Source organism: Sphingomonas pseudosanguinis, from assembly GCF_014196255.1.
Taxonomy (GTDB): Bacteria; Pseudomonadota; Alphaproteobacteria; order Sphingomonadales; family Sphingomonadaceae; genus Sphingomonas; species Sphingomonas pseudosanguinis.
Genome location: NZ_JACIDH010000001.1, coordinates 266,562 through 281,440 on the forward strand (window position 1 = coordinate 266,562; position 14,879 = coordinate 281,440).

Below are 14,879 nucleotides of genomic sequence, written 5' to 3' on the forward strand. Positions count from 1 at the left end.
CCCATCCGGACCAAATGCCCGTCACGTTACCGGTATCGGGGCATGGCCTCTCCCTACTTGCCCGTGAGCCGGTGGCTGGGCACAACATCCCCCATCACAAGGGGAATGTCTGTCATGCGCCGTCTGGTCCTATTGTCCCTCCTTCTGTCCGGCAGCGCGATCGCGCAGGACAGGCCCGCCATTTCGGTCGAGACGCTGAAGACCGTTACGCAAACCCTGTCCTCCGACGCCTATGAGGGCCGCGCGCCGACTACGCCCGCCGAGGACAAGACGGTCGCCTATATCATCGATCGCTTCCGGAAGGCCGGCCTGAAGCCCGGCAACAAGGGCAGCTGGACCCAGGACGTGCCGATGGTCGAGATCACCGCCACCGACGTCCGGCCCTTCACCGTTCAGGGCAAGGGCGCAGCAGGGGAATCGCCGATCACGCTCGACTATCGCACCGATATGGTCGTCGGCACCTATCGCGTGACCCCGCGCATCGACGTGAAGGACAGCGAACTCGTCTTCGTCGGATATGGCATCACCGCGCCCGAAAAGGGCTGGGACGATTATGCCGGGGTCGATGTGCGCGGCAAGACGGTGGTCATTCTGGTCAACGACCCCGACTGGCAGACCATGGGGCGCGATGGCCCGTTCGAGGGGCGGGCGATGACCTGGTATGGTCGCTGGCCCTATAAGTTCGAGAACGCGGCGAAGCATGGTGCCGCCGCCGCGCTGATCGTCCACCAGACCGAGCCGGCCGCCTACCCTTGGGCGGTCGTGCAATCCTCCTGGACCGGGCCGCAGCTCGAACTGGACGAGCCGGGCGACCATGCCGACCAGAGCCAGGTCATAGGCTGGCTGCAGCAGCCGGTCGCCGAGCGCATCCTGACGGCGGCGGGGCGCGACCTGGCGACGCTGACCAAGGCGGCGCAGACCAAGGGGTTCAGGGCCGTGCCGCTGGGCCTGACCCTGTCGGGTGGGTTCAACAACACGATCCGGCGGCAGGCGTCGAAGAACGTCATCGGCGTGCTGCCCGGCACCAGCGTGCCGGAGGATTATGTTCTCTATTCGGCGCATTGGGACCATCTGGGCCGCTGCGACGCGGTGGACGGCGACGACATCTGCAACGGCGCGCTCGATAATGCGAGCGGGATCGCCGGGCTGGTCGCGCTGGCCGAGGCGCAAGCAAAGGCGGGGCCGGCCAAACGCTCGATCGCGTTCCTGGCGGTGACGGCGGAGGAGAGCGGGCTGCTCGGCTCGGGCTATTATGCGCAGCATCCCGTCTTCCCGCTGGCGCGCACGGTGGGCGGCGTGAACATGGACGTGCTGAACGTGACCGGCCGGTCGAAGGACTTCGTGTTGGTCGGCAAGGGCAAGTCCGAGATCGAGGATATGGTCGTCCCCTTCGTCAAGGCGCAAGGCCGCTACATCGGCGAGGAGGCCAATCCCGAGCGGGGCGGCTATTACCGCTCGGACCATTTCTCCTTCGCCAAGCTGGGCGTGCCGATGCTCGACGGCGGATCGGGCGAGGACAAGGTCGTCGGCGGCAAGGCGGCGGGCAAGGCCGCCAGCGACGATTATGTCGCGCATCGCTATCACAAGCCGGCGGACGAATATGATCCCCGCTGGGATTGGACGGGTGCCTTGGAGGATTTGACCGTCTATTATCAATTGGGCAGGACGCTGGCCGACCGGCCGGGCCTGTGGCCCAACTGGTATCCCACCGCCGAATTTCGCGGCATTCGAGACAAGAGCAGGAAGAACGCCCAGTGACGACGCCCTCCACCACGTCTTCGAAGACCACGCCTCCGCCCGCCGAATGGGCGCCCCACGCCGCCGTCTGGATCGGTTTCCCGAGCCATCCCGAGCTGTGGCAGGAGGATCTGGAGCCCGCGCGCGAGGAGGTGCTGGCCTTTGCCCGCGCGGTTCACGCCGATGGCCGGGGCGAGCGCGTGATCCTGGTCGCCGCCGATGGCGAGGCGGCCGAGGCGGCGCGGACGATGGCCGGCGATGCGGCGGACGTGGTGGTCCAGCCGTTCGGTGACATCTGGCTGCGTGATACCGGCCCGATCGTCACCGGGGACGGCTCGGCGCGGTTGTTCGAGTTCAACGGCTGGGGCGGCAAATACGACCTGCCCGGCGACGATACGGTGGGCGCGCGGCTGGCCGAGGATCGTGGGCTATCCGCCACGCCTTGCGGCTGGGTGCTGGAGGGCGGCGCGATCGATGGCGACGGCACCGGGCTGGTGGTGACGACCCGCCAGTGCCTGCTCAACCCCAATCGCAACCCCGATCTGGACGAGGCGACGATCACTACTCGGCTGGCCGAGGATCTGGGGCTGACCCGCGTGGTCTGGCTGGGCGACGGGCTGCTCAACGACCATACCGATGGCCATGTCGACAATCTGGCGCGCTTCGTCGGCCCCAACCGGATCGCGATCCCCGAAGCGGCGGAGAACGACCCCAATTGGCAGGTCTATGCCGCCGCCCAGCGCGACGCCAAGGCGGCCGGGCTGGAGTTGGTGACGATCCCCTCGCCGGGCCGCGTCCTGCGCGACGAGGAGATCGTCCCGGCCAGCTATATGAACTTCTATATCGGCAATGCGGCGGTGGTCGTGCCGATTTACGGGAGCGAGAATGACGACGCGGGCGTGGCGGCGATCCAGGCCATCTTCCCCGACCGTCAAGTCGTCGGCCTGCGCGCCGATGCGATCCTGACCGGCGGCGGCAGCTTCCATTGCATCTCGCAGCAGATTCCGGCCTGATCCGAAGCCGATCACCGGCGAGGCCCGCGCTTTCTTCGGGAGCGTGGGCCTTTTTCATGGTCCCTATTTCTCCGCTCCGTTCGGGCTGAGCGAGCCCCAAGGATGGGCTGGTTCGCCAGGGAATCCCATGGCCTTCGACTTCGCTCAGGCGGAACGGAGGTTGGGGTGATGGGATAGGGGGCGGCTTGGTATTTCGCCCCGGGCATGGATGATTTTTACCCCCCGTCAACCGGTCCGGGCGTATCGCGAATGATCAATGTCGGGGATCGGAGTCCTGCGGTGAAGGCCACGATCGATCAGCTCAGGACCCAGCAGAATGACATCGCCGGCGCGATGGCGGAGCTGCATGTCCTGTTCGACAAAAGCTATGCCGAGGCCGCTCCGCACCTCGGCGCGGTGCGCACGCGGGTGGCGCGGGCGATCGCCAAGCATTTGAACACCGAGGACGAGGCGCTGCTGACCCCGCTTCGCGAGCGGCGGTTGATGGGCGAGCTTCCCGGCTGTGAGACGATCGTCGCCGAGACCCGCGATCTGCGGCTCGCCTATTCGACGCATATCCGGGTCTGGACCGCCGGCGCCGTCGCGGAACGCTGGGACGATTATATCGACGCCACCCGCCAGCTGAACGCGCGCATGGCGGTGCTGTGCCAGCAGAAGATGCGCAGTTTCTATCCGGCGGTGCTGCGGCGGCTATTCCGCGATTCCGGGGGCTGACGCGCCGGGTGCGAACCATTAAAGGGCGTGGCCATGACCCAGATCACCGTCGCCGCGCTGCAACTGGCCTTCACCGCCGATATCGACCGCAACATCGCCGAGGTCTCGCGCCTCGTCCGTGAGGCGGCCGCCCAGGGCGCGCAGGTGATCCTGCCGCCCGAATTGTTCGAGGGCGAATATTTCTGCCGCGTCGAAGACGAGGGGCTGTTCGCGAACGCCAAGCCCACCGGCGAGCACAAGGCGGTGCGCGCGATGCAGGACCTGGCCGCCGAGCTGAAGGTCCATATCCCGACCAGCTTCTTCGAGGCGGACGGCCCGCATCATTACAACTCGCTGGCGATGGTCAATCCCGACGGCAAGGTCGCGGGCGTCTATCGCAAGAGTCATATCCCGGACGGTCCGGGTTATGAGGAGAAATTCTATTTCCGCCCCGGTAATACCGGGTTCAAGGTGTGGAACGGCCCCGAGACCACGCTGGGCGTCGGCATCTGCTGGGACCAATGGTATCCCGAGACGGCGCGCGCCATGATGCTGATGGGCGCCGAGATCCTGTTCTATCCCACCGCGATCGGCAGCGAGCCGCATGACGACAGCCTCGACACCGCGCGGCTGTGGCGTCGCGCCATGGTGGGGCATGCCGTGTCCAACGTCGTGCCGATCGTCGCCGCCAACCGCGTCGGTTGCGAGCATGGCCAGACCTTCTACGGCACCAGCTTCATCTGCGACGAGCGCGGCGACATCCTGGCCGAGCTGGACCGTGAGGAAGAGGGCGTGATCGTCGCCACGCTCGACATCGACCGGGTGAAGCGCCACCGCGCCGCCTTCGGCTTCTTCCGCGATCGCCGGCCCGAGCTGTACGGGCGGCTGGTGCAGGACATCTGACCGAAAGTCCCCCCCTTGCGGGGGAGGACTGGTTTACCCTCGTAATTCCACGGCCCGCGCGAACACGGCCTCGAACATCTCGGGCGTCAGTTTTCCGGTATTCTGGTTGTAGCGCGAGCAGTGATAGCTATCGATCACGACCGGGCTGCTGGGAATGCGATGTTCGGCCAGATGCGCGAATCGCGCCTTGGGCAGCTTTCCGCCGAGCGCCTTGACCACCGATTGGTGTGCGATGTCGCCTAGTGCGATCACGACCGACAGATTGGGCAAGGCGCGAAGCTCCTGCTCCAGGAACCGACGACAGGTCGCGCGTTCCTCGGGCATCGGCTTGTTCTCGGGCGGCAGACATTTGACCGCGTTCAGGATCACCGCGCCCTTCAGCGCCAGGCCGTCATCGACCTTGGCGGCGAATTCCCCCTCGGCCAGCCCGAACTTGGCGAGCGTTCCATAAAGCAGCGGCCCCGCGCCATCGCCGGTGAAGGGGCGGCCGGTGCGGTGCGCGCCGTGCTTGCCGGGAGCCAGGCCGACCACCGCGAGCCAGGCCTGATCATCGCCGAACGGTGGCACCGGGGCGTTCCACCAGCTGGGATATTCGGCGGCGACCGACTGGCGAACCTCGACCAGGCGGGGGCAGAGCGGGCAGTCGCGCGGCGGCTGGATCGGGGCCAGCGTCGCGGGGATGACGGGAAAGGATGCGTCGGACATCGCGCTCGGGTAGTCGGGGGCGATGACGACGACAAGCTATGCCATCGCATTGGGGTCCAACCGTCCGGGGCGGCATGGCGGGCCACGCGACGAGATTCGCGCGGCGCTGGCGGCGCTGGACGGGGTCTATGCCGTGTCGCCGATCATCACCACCGCGCCCGTCGGGCCGTCGATCCGCGCCTTCGCCAATGCCGCCGCGCTGGTGGAGAGCGATTTGACCCCGCCGCAGATGCTGGCGGCGCTCAAGGCGATCGAGCGGCGCTTCGGCCGGCGGCGCGGGCAACGCTGGGGCGCGCGGGTCATCGACCTGGACATCATCCTGTGGTCGGGCGGGCGGTGGCGCTCGGCGGGGCTGACGGTGCCGCACATCGCCTATGCCGACCGCGCCTTCGTTCTGCATCCGCTCGCACATATCGCCGCCGACTGGCGCGACCCGCGTGACGGGCGACGGATAGGACATATGCGACAGAGTGTTGACCGGAGGCGTCCGCGCCCCTAGGTCGCTTCCACCCCGATGGAGGGTCCGTAGCTCAGTCGGTAGAGCAAGCGACTTTTAATCGAGAGGTCCCGGGTTCGAGCCCCGGCGGACCCACCACGGGGGCGATAGGGTGACGATCCACCCAATCCCGGTGATTTCCGATTGTATCGCGCGAGGACGGTCCCAGCCGCCCGAATGGCTTCGGCCCGTGGGATGACGAGCCGAAGACCGGTTGGTCAGAACAGGTGCTGAACGAGCTTCGATGCGCCAAAGGCGACGCCGCCGACCGCGATCCAGCTTGCCATGGCGCCAAAGGTCAGGACCATCAGGCGATCGAGCGGGGACATGATGTCGTCGTTCATGGTGTTGCCATCCTCTCCCACCGGTCTGTTCGCCGGTGTGAGACAAAAATGCGACCAAATGCGGGAACACGCAAACCCGTTTTTCGAATAACGTTGATCGAAATACTGATCGCAAAGCCATGCAGTGGAGCGGTTGAGAGAAAATCTCGTTCGATCAGCATGATGCTGTGCCGATCCTTGATGTCATGCGCCCGATGGAGGAAAGCCCGACCCCTATGAGCGATCCCCATTCCTTGAAAATGCCATCGATTATGCCCGAATCGGCCGAACCCGAAGTTCGACCCTCGGCGATGCCGCCGGCGCTTCGTGGCGCCGTGGCGGGCGCGGTGGCGCTGGCGATCCTGCTGATCGCCGGATTGCTGGTCGATCACTGGCCTTTCGACTGGGACCGGGCGATCCTGGTGGGCCTGCGCGAACATGCCCATTCGCGTGCTCTTGCGAAGGCGGCGGTCGACATCACCGCGCTGGGCAGCGTGCCGGTACTGGTGCTGATGGTCGCAGGCGCGGCGATCCTGTTGCTGGCGCGGGGGCTGTGGCTGACCGCGCTCGCGGTGGCGGCGGCGGGGATCAGCGGCGGCGCGGTGGTGACCCTGGTCAAGAACGCCGTGTCGCGCGCGCGGCCCGATCTGGTGCCGCATTGGGTGGACGTGTCCAACGCCAGCTTTCCCAGCGGGCATGCGGCGGGCAGCGCGATGGTCTATCTGACGCTGGCGGCGCTCGCGACCCAGGTCACGCGGCATCACCGCATGCGGCAGGCCATCATCCTGCTGGCGCTGCTGCTAGTCGGCGCGATCGGTGTGAGCCGGGTGTATCTGGGCGTGCATTGGCCGTCCGACGTCGCCGCCGGGTGGAGCTTCGGCACGCTTTGGGCGCTGGGCTGGTGGTGGGCGACCGCGAAGCTGCGCGTGTCTTGGGCCGCCGGTGGATCAGCCGGCCGCGCGCGCCAATAGGGTCTGCGCCGCCTTCAGGTGCGGCGCATCGACCATGCGCCCGTCCAACTGAAGCGCGCCGGCCCCGGGATTCGCGGCGAACAGGTCGACGATCGCCTGCGCGCGCGTCAGTTCGTCGGCGGAAGGGGTGAAGGCGGCGTTGATCACCGGCACCTGCGCGGGGTGGATCGCCATCATGCCGGTAAAGCCGTCGCGCCGCCCGCGCGCGGCATAGGCGGCAAGCCCGTCCAGATCGCGGAAATCGGGATAGACGGTCTCGATCGCGGCAACCCCGGCGGCATGCGCGCCGAACAGCGTCAACGACCGGGCGAGCTGATAGGGGGTGGTATAGCCGCCATCCGCCTCGCGCGCGGCCGTCGCACCGATCGCCGCCGGCAGGTCCTCGGCACCCCAGGTCAGCCCGGCTAGCGGCACGCTGGCGCCCGCATACTCGCCCAGCTTGAAGATGGCGGCCGGCGTCTCGGTCGCGATCGGCAGGACGGGGATATGGGTGAGGCCGCGCGCCGCCAGCGCGTGCAGGCTGACCAGCCCTTCCGCCTTGGGCAGGACGATGCCGTCGGGGCGCGCGTCGGCGATGGCGGCGAGGTCGTCGGTCGCCAGCGGACCGTCGATCGGGTTGATGCGGACGAACAGCCGCACCGCCGGGTCACGCGGCGCGGCGAGAAACGCCGCGACCGCCGCCCGCGCGGCCGGTTTGGCCTCGGGCGCGACCGCATCCTCCAGATCGAGGATCAGCGCGTCCGCGCCCACCCCCATGGCCTTGGCCATCCGGTCGGGCCGGTCACCCGGCACGAAGAGGAGCGAGCGCAGCCGCATCACCCTTTAGCGGCCCATCTCGGCCAGCTTGCGCTCCCAGGCGAGCGCATCGCGGACGATACCGTCCAGATCGTCGCGCTCGGGCCGCCAGGGCAGGGTGGCGAGGATCGCGCTGTTATCGGCGACCAGCTCGGCCGGGTCGCCCGCGCGGCGGCCTTCCATGCGGCGCTGGATGGTGTGGTTGGTCACCCGGTCGACCGCGTCGAGCACTTCGAGCACCGAGAAGCCGCGACCATAGCCGCAGTTGAGCGTGTGGCTCTCGCCCGGCTGTTCGACCAGCAGTTCGAGCGCGGCGACATGCGCGGCGGCGAGGTCGGAGACATGGATATAGTCGCGCACGCCCGTTCCGTCGCGGGTGGCGAAGTCGGTGCCATAGACGCCTACGCCATCACGCTTGCCGATCGCCGCCTCGACCGCGATCTTGATCAGGTGCGTCGCGCCGACCGTCGACTGACCCGTGCGGCCCTTGGGATCGGCACCCGCGACGTTGAAATAGCGCAGCGCGCAGTAGTTGATCGGATGCGCGGCGGCGACGTCCTTCAGCATGATCTCGGTCATCAGCTTGGACATGCCGTACGGGTTGATCGGCGCCTTGGGATCATTCTCCGACACCGGCACCTTTTCGGGCGTGCCATAGGTGGCGGCGGTCGAGGAGAAGATGAAGTGGGGTACGCCCTCGGCCACCGCGCTTTCGATCAGCGAACGGCTGGCCGCGGTGTTGTTGCGATAATATTTGAGCGGGTCGCTGACCGACTCGGGCACCACGACCGACCCGGCGAAATGCATGATCGCGCGCACCCGGTGTTCGCGGATCGCGGCGCGGACCTTGTCGTCGTCGGCGACGTTCGCCACGACCAGCGAGGCACGCGGATCGACCGCCCAGTCGAAGCCGGTGACAAGATTGTCGAGCACGACGACCTCATAGCCCGCGTCCAGCAGCGCCAGCACGGCATGGCTGCCGATATAGCCGGCCCCGCCGGTCACCATCACCTTGCCGTCGATCGCCGCCATCATCTTTTGTCCCAAGTCGTTGGATTGCCGTCGCCTAGCCGCTTCCTATCTAGGCAGACAAGACGACAAGGAGATTCCGAGTGACCGAATATGTGACGCTGGCCGGCGGTTGTTTCTGGTGCACCGAGGCGGTGTTCAAGGACGTGATCGGGGTCGAATCGGTCGAAAGCGGCTATATCGGCGGCAGCGTGCCGAACCCGACCTACAAGCAGGTATGCGGCGGCGATACCGGCCACGCCGAGGCGATCCGCATCGGGTTCGATCCCGAACAGCTGGCGCTGGACGATCTGCTCGACATCTATTTCGCGACGCATGATCCGACGCAGCTCAATCGCCAGGGCAATGACGTCGGCACGCAGTATCGCTCGGCGATGTTCCCGGCGGACGAGGACCAAGAGGCCGCGATGAAGGCGGCGATCGCGCGGACGCAGGCCGGGCTCGACAAGCCGGTCGTCACCGCGATCGAGCCGATGGCGCCGTGGTATCCGGCCGAGGATTATCACCAGGATTATTGGGAAACCTCGGGCCGCGCCAATCCCTATTGCATGGCGGTGATCCCGCCCAAGCTCCAGAAGCTGCGCAAGAGCTTCGCCGCGCGGTCGAAGGCGGTGACGGGGTAACGCTATTTCCCTTGGCCTTCGACTTCGCTCAGGCTGAACGGGGGACGGGAATTGATCCTGGTCTCCGTTCGCACTGAGCGAAGTCGAAGTGCACGCGTGACGCGCGCGCCCACACCCTATCGCGTCGCCGCGCGCCGCAGCCGGTCGTTGATCGCCTCGCCGATCCCCTCCGCCGGGATGGGGGCCACCGCCAGCCGCGCATAATCGCTCGCATCCGCGCGATGGAGCGCGTCGAACAGCCGGGCGGCGGCCTCGACCGGATCGCCGTCCGCCGACAGGCTGTCCTGCCCCGCGACCGTACCGAAGCCGATCAGCCATTCGTCGGCCTCCGCCGCCATCGCGTTCAGCCGCAGGGGTTTGCGCGGTGCGTAATGGCTGGCCAGCTGTCCCGGCGCGGTGACGATGGCGGGGGCCTGGGGGCCTTGCTCGACCGAACCCAGTACGCTCGCCAGCATCGCCGCCGTGATCGGGCCGGGACGCAGAATAGTGCGGCCCGCGACGATCGTCGATTCCAACCCCGCCTCGGTCGCGCCGTCGTCGAGTACGGGCACGCCCGCCCCCAGGCTGGCGCGGACATGCGCGGCGCGGGTCGGGCTGATCCCGCCGCTGGCATTGGCGGAAGGGGCGGCGAGCGGGCGGCCGCTTGCCGCCAGCAGCGCCTGCATCGCGCGGTGGCGCGGCACGCGGATGGCAACGGTATCCAGTCCCGCTGTCACCAGCGAGGCGATGCCCGACCCCGCTTTGATCGGCCGCACCAGCGTCAGCGGGCCGGGCCAGAACGCCTCGGCCAGCGCCAGCGCGTCGGCGTCGAACATGGCCAGGTCGCATGCCGCCGCCAGATTGGGGACATGGACGATCAGCGGGTTGAAGGACGGACGCCCCTTGGCGGCATAGATGCGCGCGACGGCGTTCGCATCGGTCGCGTCGGCGGCCAGGCCATAGACCGTTTCGGTCGGCACCGCGACGATCCCGCCCGCGCCGATCACCGTCGCGGCCGCCCGGATCGCGGCGGGGCTGAAGGGCAGGGTCGGGTCGTGATCGGGAAAAGTCATGGTCGCAAGGGGCTATAGCGCCTCGGATGCGCGCGGATAAGGGGCCGCCCTTCGACAATCGGCGCGGGCCATCCTATCTCGGGCACCATGTTCGACCTTGATACCTATCTCACCCGAATCGCCCTGCCGTCCCGCGTCACCGTCGATGCCGATGGGCTGGCGCGGCTGCAATGGGCGCACCGGCTGGCCATCCCGTTCGAGAATCTCGACGTCCGGCTCGGCCGGCCGATCGCGATCGACAGCGCCAGCGTCTTCGCCAAGCTGGTCGGTGCCAAGCGCGGCGGCTATTGCTTCGAGCAGAACCGGCTGTTCCTCGATGCGCTGGCCGCGCATGGTTTCACCGCCCGGCCGCTGCTCGCGCGCGTCTGGCTGCGCGCGACCGATGTGCCGCCGACCACCCATACGCTCAGCCTGGTGCATATCGACGGGCAGGACTGGATCGCCGATGCCGGTTTCGGTGGCAGCTATTCCCCGCCGATGCCGCTGGTCGACGGGATCGAGGCGGACGGACCCGATGGCGCGCGCTTCCGCCTGGTGCGTGACGTCCAGCATGGCTGGATGCTGCTGCGCGATGGCCATCCGGGGCTGACCGACGGCCGTTCGGCGGGCGAGGGGTGGGAGCCGCAGTACAGCTTCACCACCGAACAGGTCTGGGACGCCGATCTGGCGATGGGCAATCACTGGACCGCCAATCACGAGGACAGCCGGTTTCGCCAGGCCAATATCGTCAGCATCATCCTGCCGCGCGGCTTCGCGACGCTGACCGACCGCCACTATCGCCGCCGTGTCGGCGACGAGGAGACGAGCGCGACGATCACCGATCCGCGCGTCTATCGCATGCGCATGAGCCTGATGTTCGGGATCGACCTGTCGGCCGAGGATAACGCGACGTTGTTCGCGGAATAATCGCGCGGCGCTATCGCCGGAGTCGTCCGGGCGCACGGGGCGGGAAGGCCATTCCCGCCTCGTTTTCATGGCCCCGACGCCGTTCGCAGCAATCAAAATATATCGATACCATCGCGACGGCCGACCGATCGGACCGCCGCATCGCGCTATCGTCGCCATTTTGGGGACTTTTGCATCATTCAAGTATTTGAAAGGCCGGCCTTTCCCTGCAGGGTAAAGGACGAAGCGGCAATATTTATCCACTCCCGTTACATTTAAGCGCGATTTTACCTTTGTCGCCTATTTCCAATAGGAACATGGGGGGGATTACACATGACAAGCCTCAAGGCCGATCCACGGCCTGATACGGAACTGCACCACCGCTGACATGACATCGCCGTCATGACCGGCATGGGCTGCTTCGTGTGACCTGAATTCGGTGGGCGCGTATGGTCGCGCGTCTCGCCCCCTTGCGTAAAGGATTATCCGATGTCGATCACCCTGGTGACGGCGGCCGAGGACCTGTGCCTGCCGACGATCGGTCTGCTCGCGGACCAGCTGGAAGGCGCGATCGCGCCGTGCGGCACCGTGCGGCTCGACCTGTCCGCCGTCGCCGCGCCCGACCTCAGCGTCGTCCAGCTCGTCCAGTCGGCGCGGGTCACCGCCGACCGGCGCGGCTGCGACTTCGCGCTCGCCGCACCCGCCGGCGAGCGCCTGCAAAAGCTTCTCGACCGGGCGGGTTTCCTGCCCTGTCCCACCCCCGAACATACCCAATTCTGGTTCCACGGAGATTCCCCCCAATGAGCGCTTCCATCCTGACCGTCGACGACAGCGCCAGCCTTCGGATGGCGATCCGAATCGCGCTGACCGGTGCCGGCTATGCGGTGACGGAAGCCAGCGACGGGGCCGAGGGATTGGCCAAGGCGACCGCGACCCGGTTCGACCTGATCGTCACCGATCTCAACATGCCCAACATGGACGGCCTGTCGATGATCCGCGCGCTGCGCCAGCAGCCGGCGCAGGCGGGCGTGCCGATCATCTTCCTGACCACCGAATCGGATGACGCGATGAAGGCGCAGGCCAAGGCGGCGGGCGCGACCGGCTGGCTGGTCAAGCCGTTCCAGCCCGAACAGCTGATCCGCGTCGCACAGAAGGTGCTGGCGCGATGAACGGGGAAGATCCCGCCGCCGCCTTTCGGGTCGAGGCGGGCGAGCTGCTCGAACAGGTCGAACAGGGCCTGCTCGACCTGGGGCATCGCCTGGACGATATGGGGCTGGTCAACGCGGTCTTTCGCGGCCTGCACACCCTGAAGGGGTCGGGCGCGATGTTCGGCTTCGATGCGCTGGCCGCCTTCACCCATCATTGCGAAAGCGCGTTCGACCGGGTGCGCAAGGGCGATGTCCGGGCGACGCCGGAACTGGTCGACGTGATCCTGTCGGCGGGCGACCATATGCGCGCGCTGGTCGATGGCGACGCACCGGCGGCCGAGGGGCAAGCGATCCTGGCCCGCCTAGCGGCGGCGGTCGACGCGGCGGCGGGGGGCGGTGCGTCCACTCCGACAGTGTCGACGAAGCGCGGCTGGACCCTGTCCTTCCGCCTGCCGCCCGATGCCATGGCCAACGGCACCAATCCGCTGGCCCTGCTCGACGAGCTGCGCGAGCTGGGTGAGGCGACGATCGTCGCGCGGGTGGATGACGTTCCGTCGCTGGGCGAATGCAATCCCGCCCATTGCCTGATCGGCTGGGACTGTACGCTGATCGGCGACATTTCCAAGGACGCGATCGAGGACGTCTTCCTGTTCGTCATGGACGATATGGACATCACGATCACGCCGCTGACCGTCGAGGACGCGGCGCCGGTCGCCGAGGCGATCGTCGAGGAGGTGATACCGACCGCCGAACCGGTCGCCGCCAACGATGCTGCCACCCGTACCGCCCGTACCCAGGGCGAGAATGTCCGCGTTCCCGCCGAACGGCTCGACGAGCTGATGGACCGGGTAGGCGAGCTGGTGATCGCGCAGAGCCGGTTGTCGCAGCTGGCCGCGCATGGCCATGACCTCAGCCTGCGCTCGGTCTCCGAGGAGATCGAGCGGCTGACCGGCGAGATGCGCGACACGATGATGATCCTGCGCATGGTGCCGGTATCGACGCTGTTCGGCCGCTTCCGCCGCCTGATCCACGACTTGGCGATCGAGACCGGCAAGGCGATCGAGCTGGTCACCGATGGCGAGACGACCGAGGTCGACAAGACGGTGATCGAGCGGCTGTTCGATCCGCTGGTCCATATCATCCGCAATTCCTGCGACCATGGGCTGGAGACGGCCGAGGCGCGCCTCGCCGCCGGCAAGCCGGCCTCGGGCGTCATCCGGCTGAGCGCGCATCAGGCGGGTGGCGAGGTGTTGATCACCATCACCGATGACGGGCGCGGCATTGATCGCGAGCGGGTGCGGGCCAAGGCGGAGGCCAATGGCCTGATCCAGCCGGGGCAGGCGATGAGCGACGACGAACTGCTCGGCCTGATCTTCCATCCCGGCTTCTCGACGGCGGCGCAGGTGACCAACCTGTCCGGGCGCGGCGTCGGCATGGATGTCGTCAAGCGCACCATCGAGAGCCTGCGCGGGTCGATCGACGTGAAAAGCGTCGACGGCCGGGGATCGATCATCACGCTGCGTATCCCGCTGACGCTGGCGATCATCGAGGGGCTGCTCGTCCGGGTGGGCGAGGGGCGCTACGTCATCCCGCTGGCGGCGGTCGAGGAATGTCTGGAGCTGTCGCTGGAAGACGATCTGCGCTCGCGCGGACGCAGCCTGATCACGCTGCGCGACACGCTGGTGCCGTTCGTGCGGCTGCGCGAGATGTTCGCGACCGGCACCAGGCCCGATCCCTTTCAGAAGATCGTGGTGGTCGCCACGGGGCGCGAGCGCGTCGGCCTGGTCGTCGACCAGATCGTCGGCAACCACCAGACCGTCATCAAGTCGCTGTCCGCCTTCCACCGGGGCGCGGCCAGCTTTTCGGGGGCGACGATCCTGGGCGACGGCAGCGTCGCGCTGATCCTCGACGTGGCGCAACTGGTCGCCATGGCCCAGCCGCAGGAGGAGATGCTTCGTGCCGCAGGATAAGATGCGCGCGTCGGACGGACCGACGCCGGACGGACTCATCGCGTGGAACGCACATGGTGAGCTGGAGGTGCTGATCTTCGACCTGGGCGGCGAGACCTTCGCGCTGGAGGCGACCCTGGTTCAGGAGATACTGGACCTGCTGCCCGAAACCTTCATTCCCGGCGCGCCCGCGCTGGTCAGCCATGTCGTCAATTTCCGGGGCAAGATCGTGCCCGTCGCCGACCTGCGGCTGGCCTTCGGCATGGAGCCGACCCCGCCGAGCGCGGACAGCCGGATCGTGGTGATCGAACTGGAACTGGCGGGGGAGGCGACGCTGCTCGGCCTGCGCACCGACCATGTCCATGAAGTCGCGACCCTTCGCCAGGCGACGAGCGAGGCGGTGCCGACCGTCGGCATAGGCTGGCGTCGCGATCATGTGCGCAGCCTGATCCGGTGGAAGGACGATCTGGTCGTCCTGCCCGACCTGGCCGCCATCCTGGTGCCGGCGATGGGGGCTGCGGCGACCCGTCAATAGATTTTCACAGGTTTTTGGAGGG

The 14,879-nt window shown here is 67.5% G+C and carries 17 protein-coding genes and 1 tRNA gene; 13 read left to right on the forward strand and 5 right to left on the reverse strand.

The genetic code is table 11. The features are described 5' to 3' along the window. Positions 1-114: 114 nt before the first annotated feature. The 4 genes from GGR48_RS01260 (at position 115) to aguB (ending at position 4,346) form a co-directional block, all read left to right on the forward strand. On the forward strand, positions 115-1,758 hold the full coding sequence (locus tag GGR48_RS01260) for a M28 family peptidase (RefSeq protein ID WP_183950048.1): 1,644 nt from the start codon (positions 115-117) through the stop codon (positions 1,756-1,758). Next, complete coding sequence (locus GGR48_RS01265) at positions 1,755-2,750, forward strand: agmatine deiminase family protein (protein WP_183950050.1); 996 nt, start codon at positions 1,755-1,757, stop codon at positions 2,748-2,750. The genes GGR48_RS01260 and GGR48_RS01265 overlap by 4 nt, the downstream gene beginning before the upstream one ends. A gap of 279 nt (positions 2,751-3,029) precedes the next feature. Further along, entirely contained in the window at positions 3,030-3,464 is a 435-nt protein-coding gene (locus GGR48_RS01270) for a hypothetical protein (protein ID WP_183950051.1), read from the forward strand. A 33-nt stretch (positions 3,465-3,497) separates the two neighbouring features. Further along, positions 3,498-4,346 carry an N-carbamoylputrescine amidase gene (gene aguB / locus GGR48_RS01275; RefSeq protein WP_183950053.1) on the forward strand — a complete coding sequence of 283 codons (849 nt, stop codon included), beginning with the start codon at positions 3,498-3,500 and terminating at the stop codon, positions 4,344-4,346. A 33-nt stretch (positions 4,347-4,379) separates the two neighbouring features. Here aguB and GGR48_RS01280 read toward each other — a convergent pair whose 3' ends face one another. Beyond that, a complete protein-coding gene (locus tag GGR48_RS01280) occupies positions 4,380-5,051 on the reverse strand; it encodes a uracil-DNA glycosylase (RefSeq protein ID WP_183950055.1) in 672 nt (223 codons plus the stop codon). A gap of 22 nt (positions 5,052-5,073) precedes the next feature. On the opposite strand from GGR48_RS01280, the gene folK reads away from it, so the two are divergent. Further along, positions 5,074-5,550 (forward strand): 2-amino-4-hydroxy-6-hydroxymethyldihydropteridine diphosphokinase, encoded by a 477-nt coding sequence (gene folK, locus GGR48_RS01285; RefSeq protein ID WP_183950057.1) that lies wholly within the window; start codon positions 5,074-5,076, stop codon positions 5,548-5,550. Between the two features lie 20 nt (positions 5,551-5,570). Beyond that, positions 5,571-5,646, forward strand: a tRNA-Lys gene (locus GGR48_RS01290). A 119-nt stretch (positions 5,647-5,765) separates the two neighbouring features. Here GGR48_RS01290 and GGR48_RS18260 read toward each other — a convergent pair. Next, entirely contained in the window at positions 5,766-5,891 is a 126-nt protein-coding gene (locus tag GGR48_RS18260) for a hypothetical protein (protein WP_276208024.1), read from the reverse strand. Between the two features lie 251 nt (positions 5,892-6,142). Between GGR48_RS18260 and GGR48_RS01295 the strand changes: the two genes are divergently transcribed. Continuing rightward, positions 6,143-6,841 carry a phosphatase PAP2 family protein gene (locus tag GGR48_RS01295; protein ID WP_240456142.1) on the forward strand — a complete coding sequence of 233 codons (699 nt, stop codon included), beginning with the start codon at positions 6,143-6,145 and terminating at the stop codon, positions 6,839-6,841. Here GGR48_RS01295 and GGR48_RS01300 read toward each other — a convergent pair. Next, positions 6,818-7,657, reverse strand: a complete 840-nt coding sequence (locus GGR48_RS01300) for an HpcH/HpaI aldolase/citrate lyase family protein (RefSeq protein ID WP_183950061.1) — start codon at positions 7,655-7,657, stop codon at positions 6,818-6,820. The genes GGR48_RS01295 and GGR48_RS01300 overlap by 24 nt on opposite strands. A 6-nt stretch (positions 7,658-7,663) precedes the next feature. After that, on the reverse strand, positions 7,664-8,668 hold the full coding sequence (galE, locus tag GGR48_RS01305) for a UDP-glucose 4-epimerase GalE (RefSeq protein WP_183950063.1): 1,005 nt from the start codon (positions 8,666-8,668) through the stop codon (positions 7,664-7,666). Positions 8,669-8,748: 80 nt separating this feature from the next. Between galE and msrA the strand changes: the two genes are divergently transcribed. Next, positions 8,749-9,288 (forward strand): peptide-methionine (S)-S-oxide reductase MsrA, encoded by a 540-nt coding sequence (msrA, locus tag GGR48_RS01310; protein WP_183950065.1) that lies wholly within the window; start codon positions 8,749-8,751, stop codon positions 9,286-9,288. 116 nt (positions 9,289-9,404) lie between these two features. Here the strand turns inward: msrA and GGR48_RS01315 are convergent, their stop codons facing one another. Then, the gene (locus GGR48_RS01315) at positions 9,405-10,340 is read right to left on the reverse strand and encodes an L-threonylcarbamoyladenylate synthase (protein WP_183950067.1); all 936 of its coding nucleotides are present in this window, start codon (positions 10,338-10,340) and stop codon (positions 9,405-9,407) included. Positions 10,341-10,427: 87 nt separating this feature from the next. On the opposite strand from GGR48_RS01315, the gene GGR48_RS01320 reads away from it, so the two are divergent. The 5 genes from GGR48_RS01320 to GGR48_RS01340 all read left to right on the forward strand — a co-directional run bounded on the left by GGR48_RS01320 (position 10,428) and on the right by GGR48_RS01340 (position 14,857). Beyond that, positions 10,428-11,246, forward strand: coding sequence for an arylamine N-acetyltransferase family protein (locus GGR48_RS01320; RefSeq protein ID WP_183950069.1), 819 nt, complete (start codon positions 10,428-10,430; stop codon positions 11,244-11,246). 468 nt (positions 11,247-11,714) lie between these two features. Beyond that, complete coding sequence (locus GGR48_RS01325; RefSeq protein WP_183950071.1) at positions 11,715-12,029, forward strand: STAS domain-containing protein; 315 nt, start codon at positions 11,715-11,717, stop codon at positions 12,027-12,029. Further along, positions 12,026-12,394 (forward strand): response regulator, encoded by a 369-nt coding sequence (locus GGR48_RS01330; RefSeq protein WP_183950073.1) that lies wholly within the window; start codon positions 12,026-12,028, stop codon positions 12,392-12,394. Before GGR48_RS01325 ends, GGR48_RS01330 begins: the two co-directional genes overlap by 4 nt. Further along, positions 12,391-14,343, forward strand: a complete 1,953-nt coding sequence (locus GGR48_RS01335; protein WP_183950075.1) for a chemotaxis protein CheA — start codon at positions 12,391-12,393, stop codon at positions 14,341-14,343. Before GGR48_RS01330 ends, GGR48_RS01335 begins: the two co-directional genes overlap by 4 nt. Then, complete coding sequence (locus GGR48_RS01340; protein ID WP_420854078.1) at positions 14,330-14,857, forward strand: chemotaxis protein CheW; 528 nt, start codon at positions 14,330-14,332, stop codon at positions 14,855-14,857. The genes GGR48_RS01335 and GGR48_RS01340 overlap by 14 nt, the downstream gene beginning before the upstream one ends. Positions 14,858-14,879: the final 22 nt, after the last annotated feature.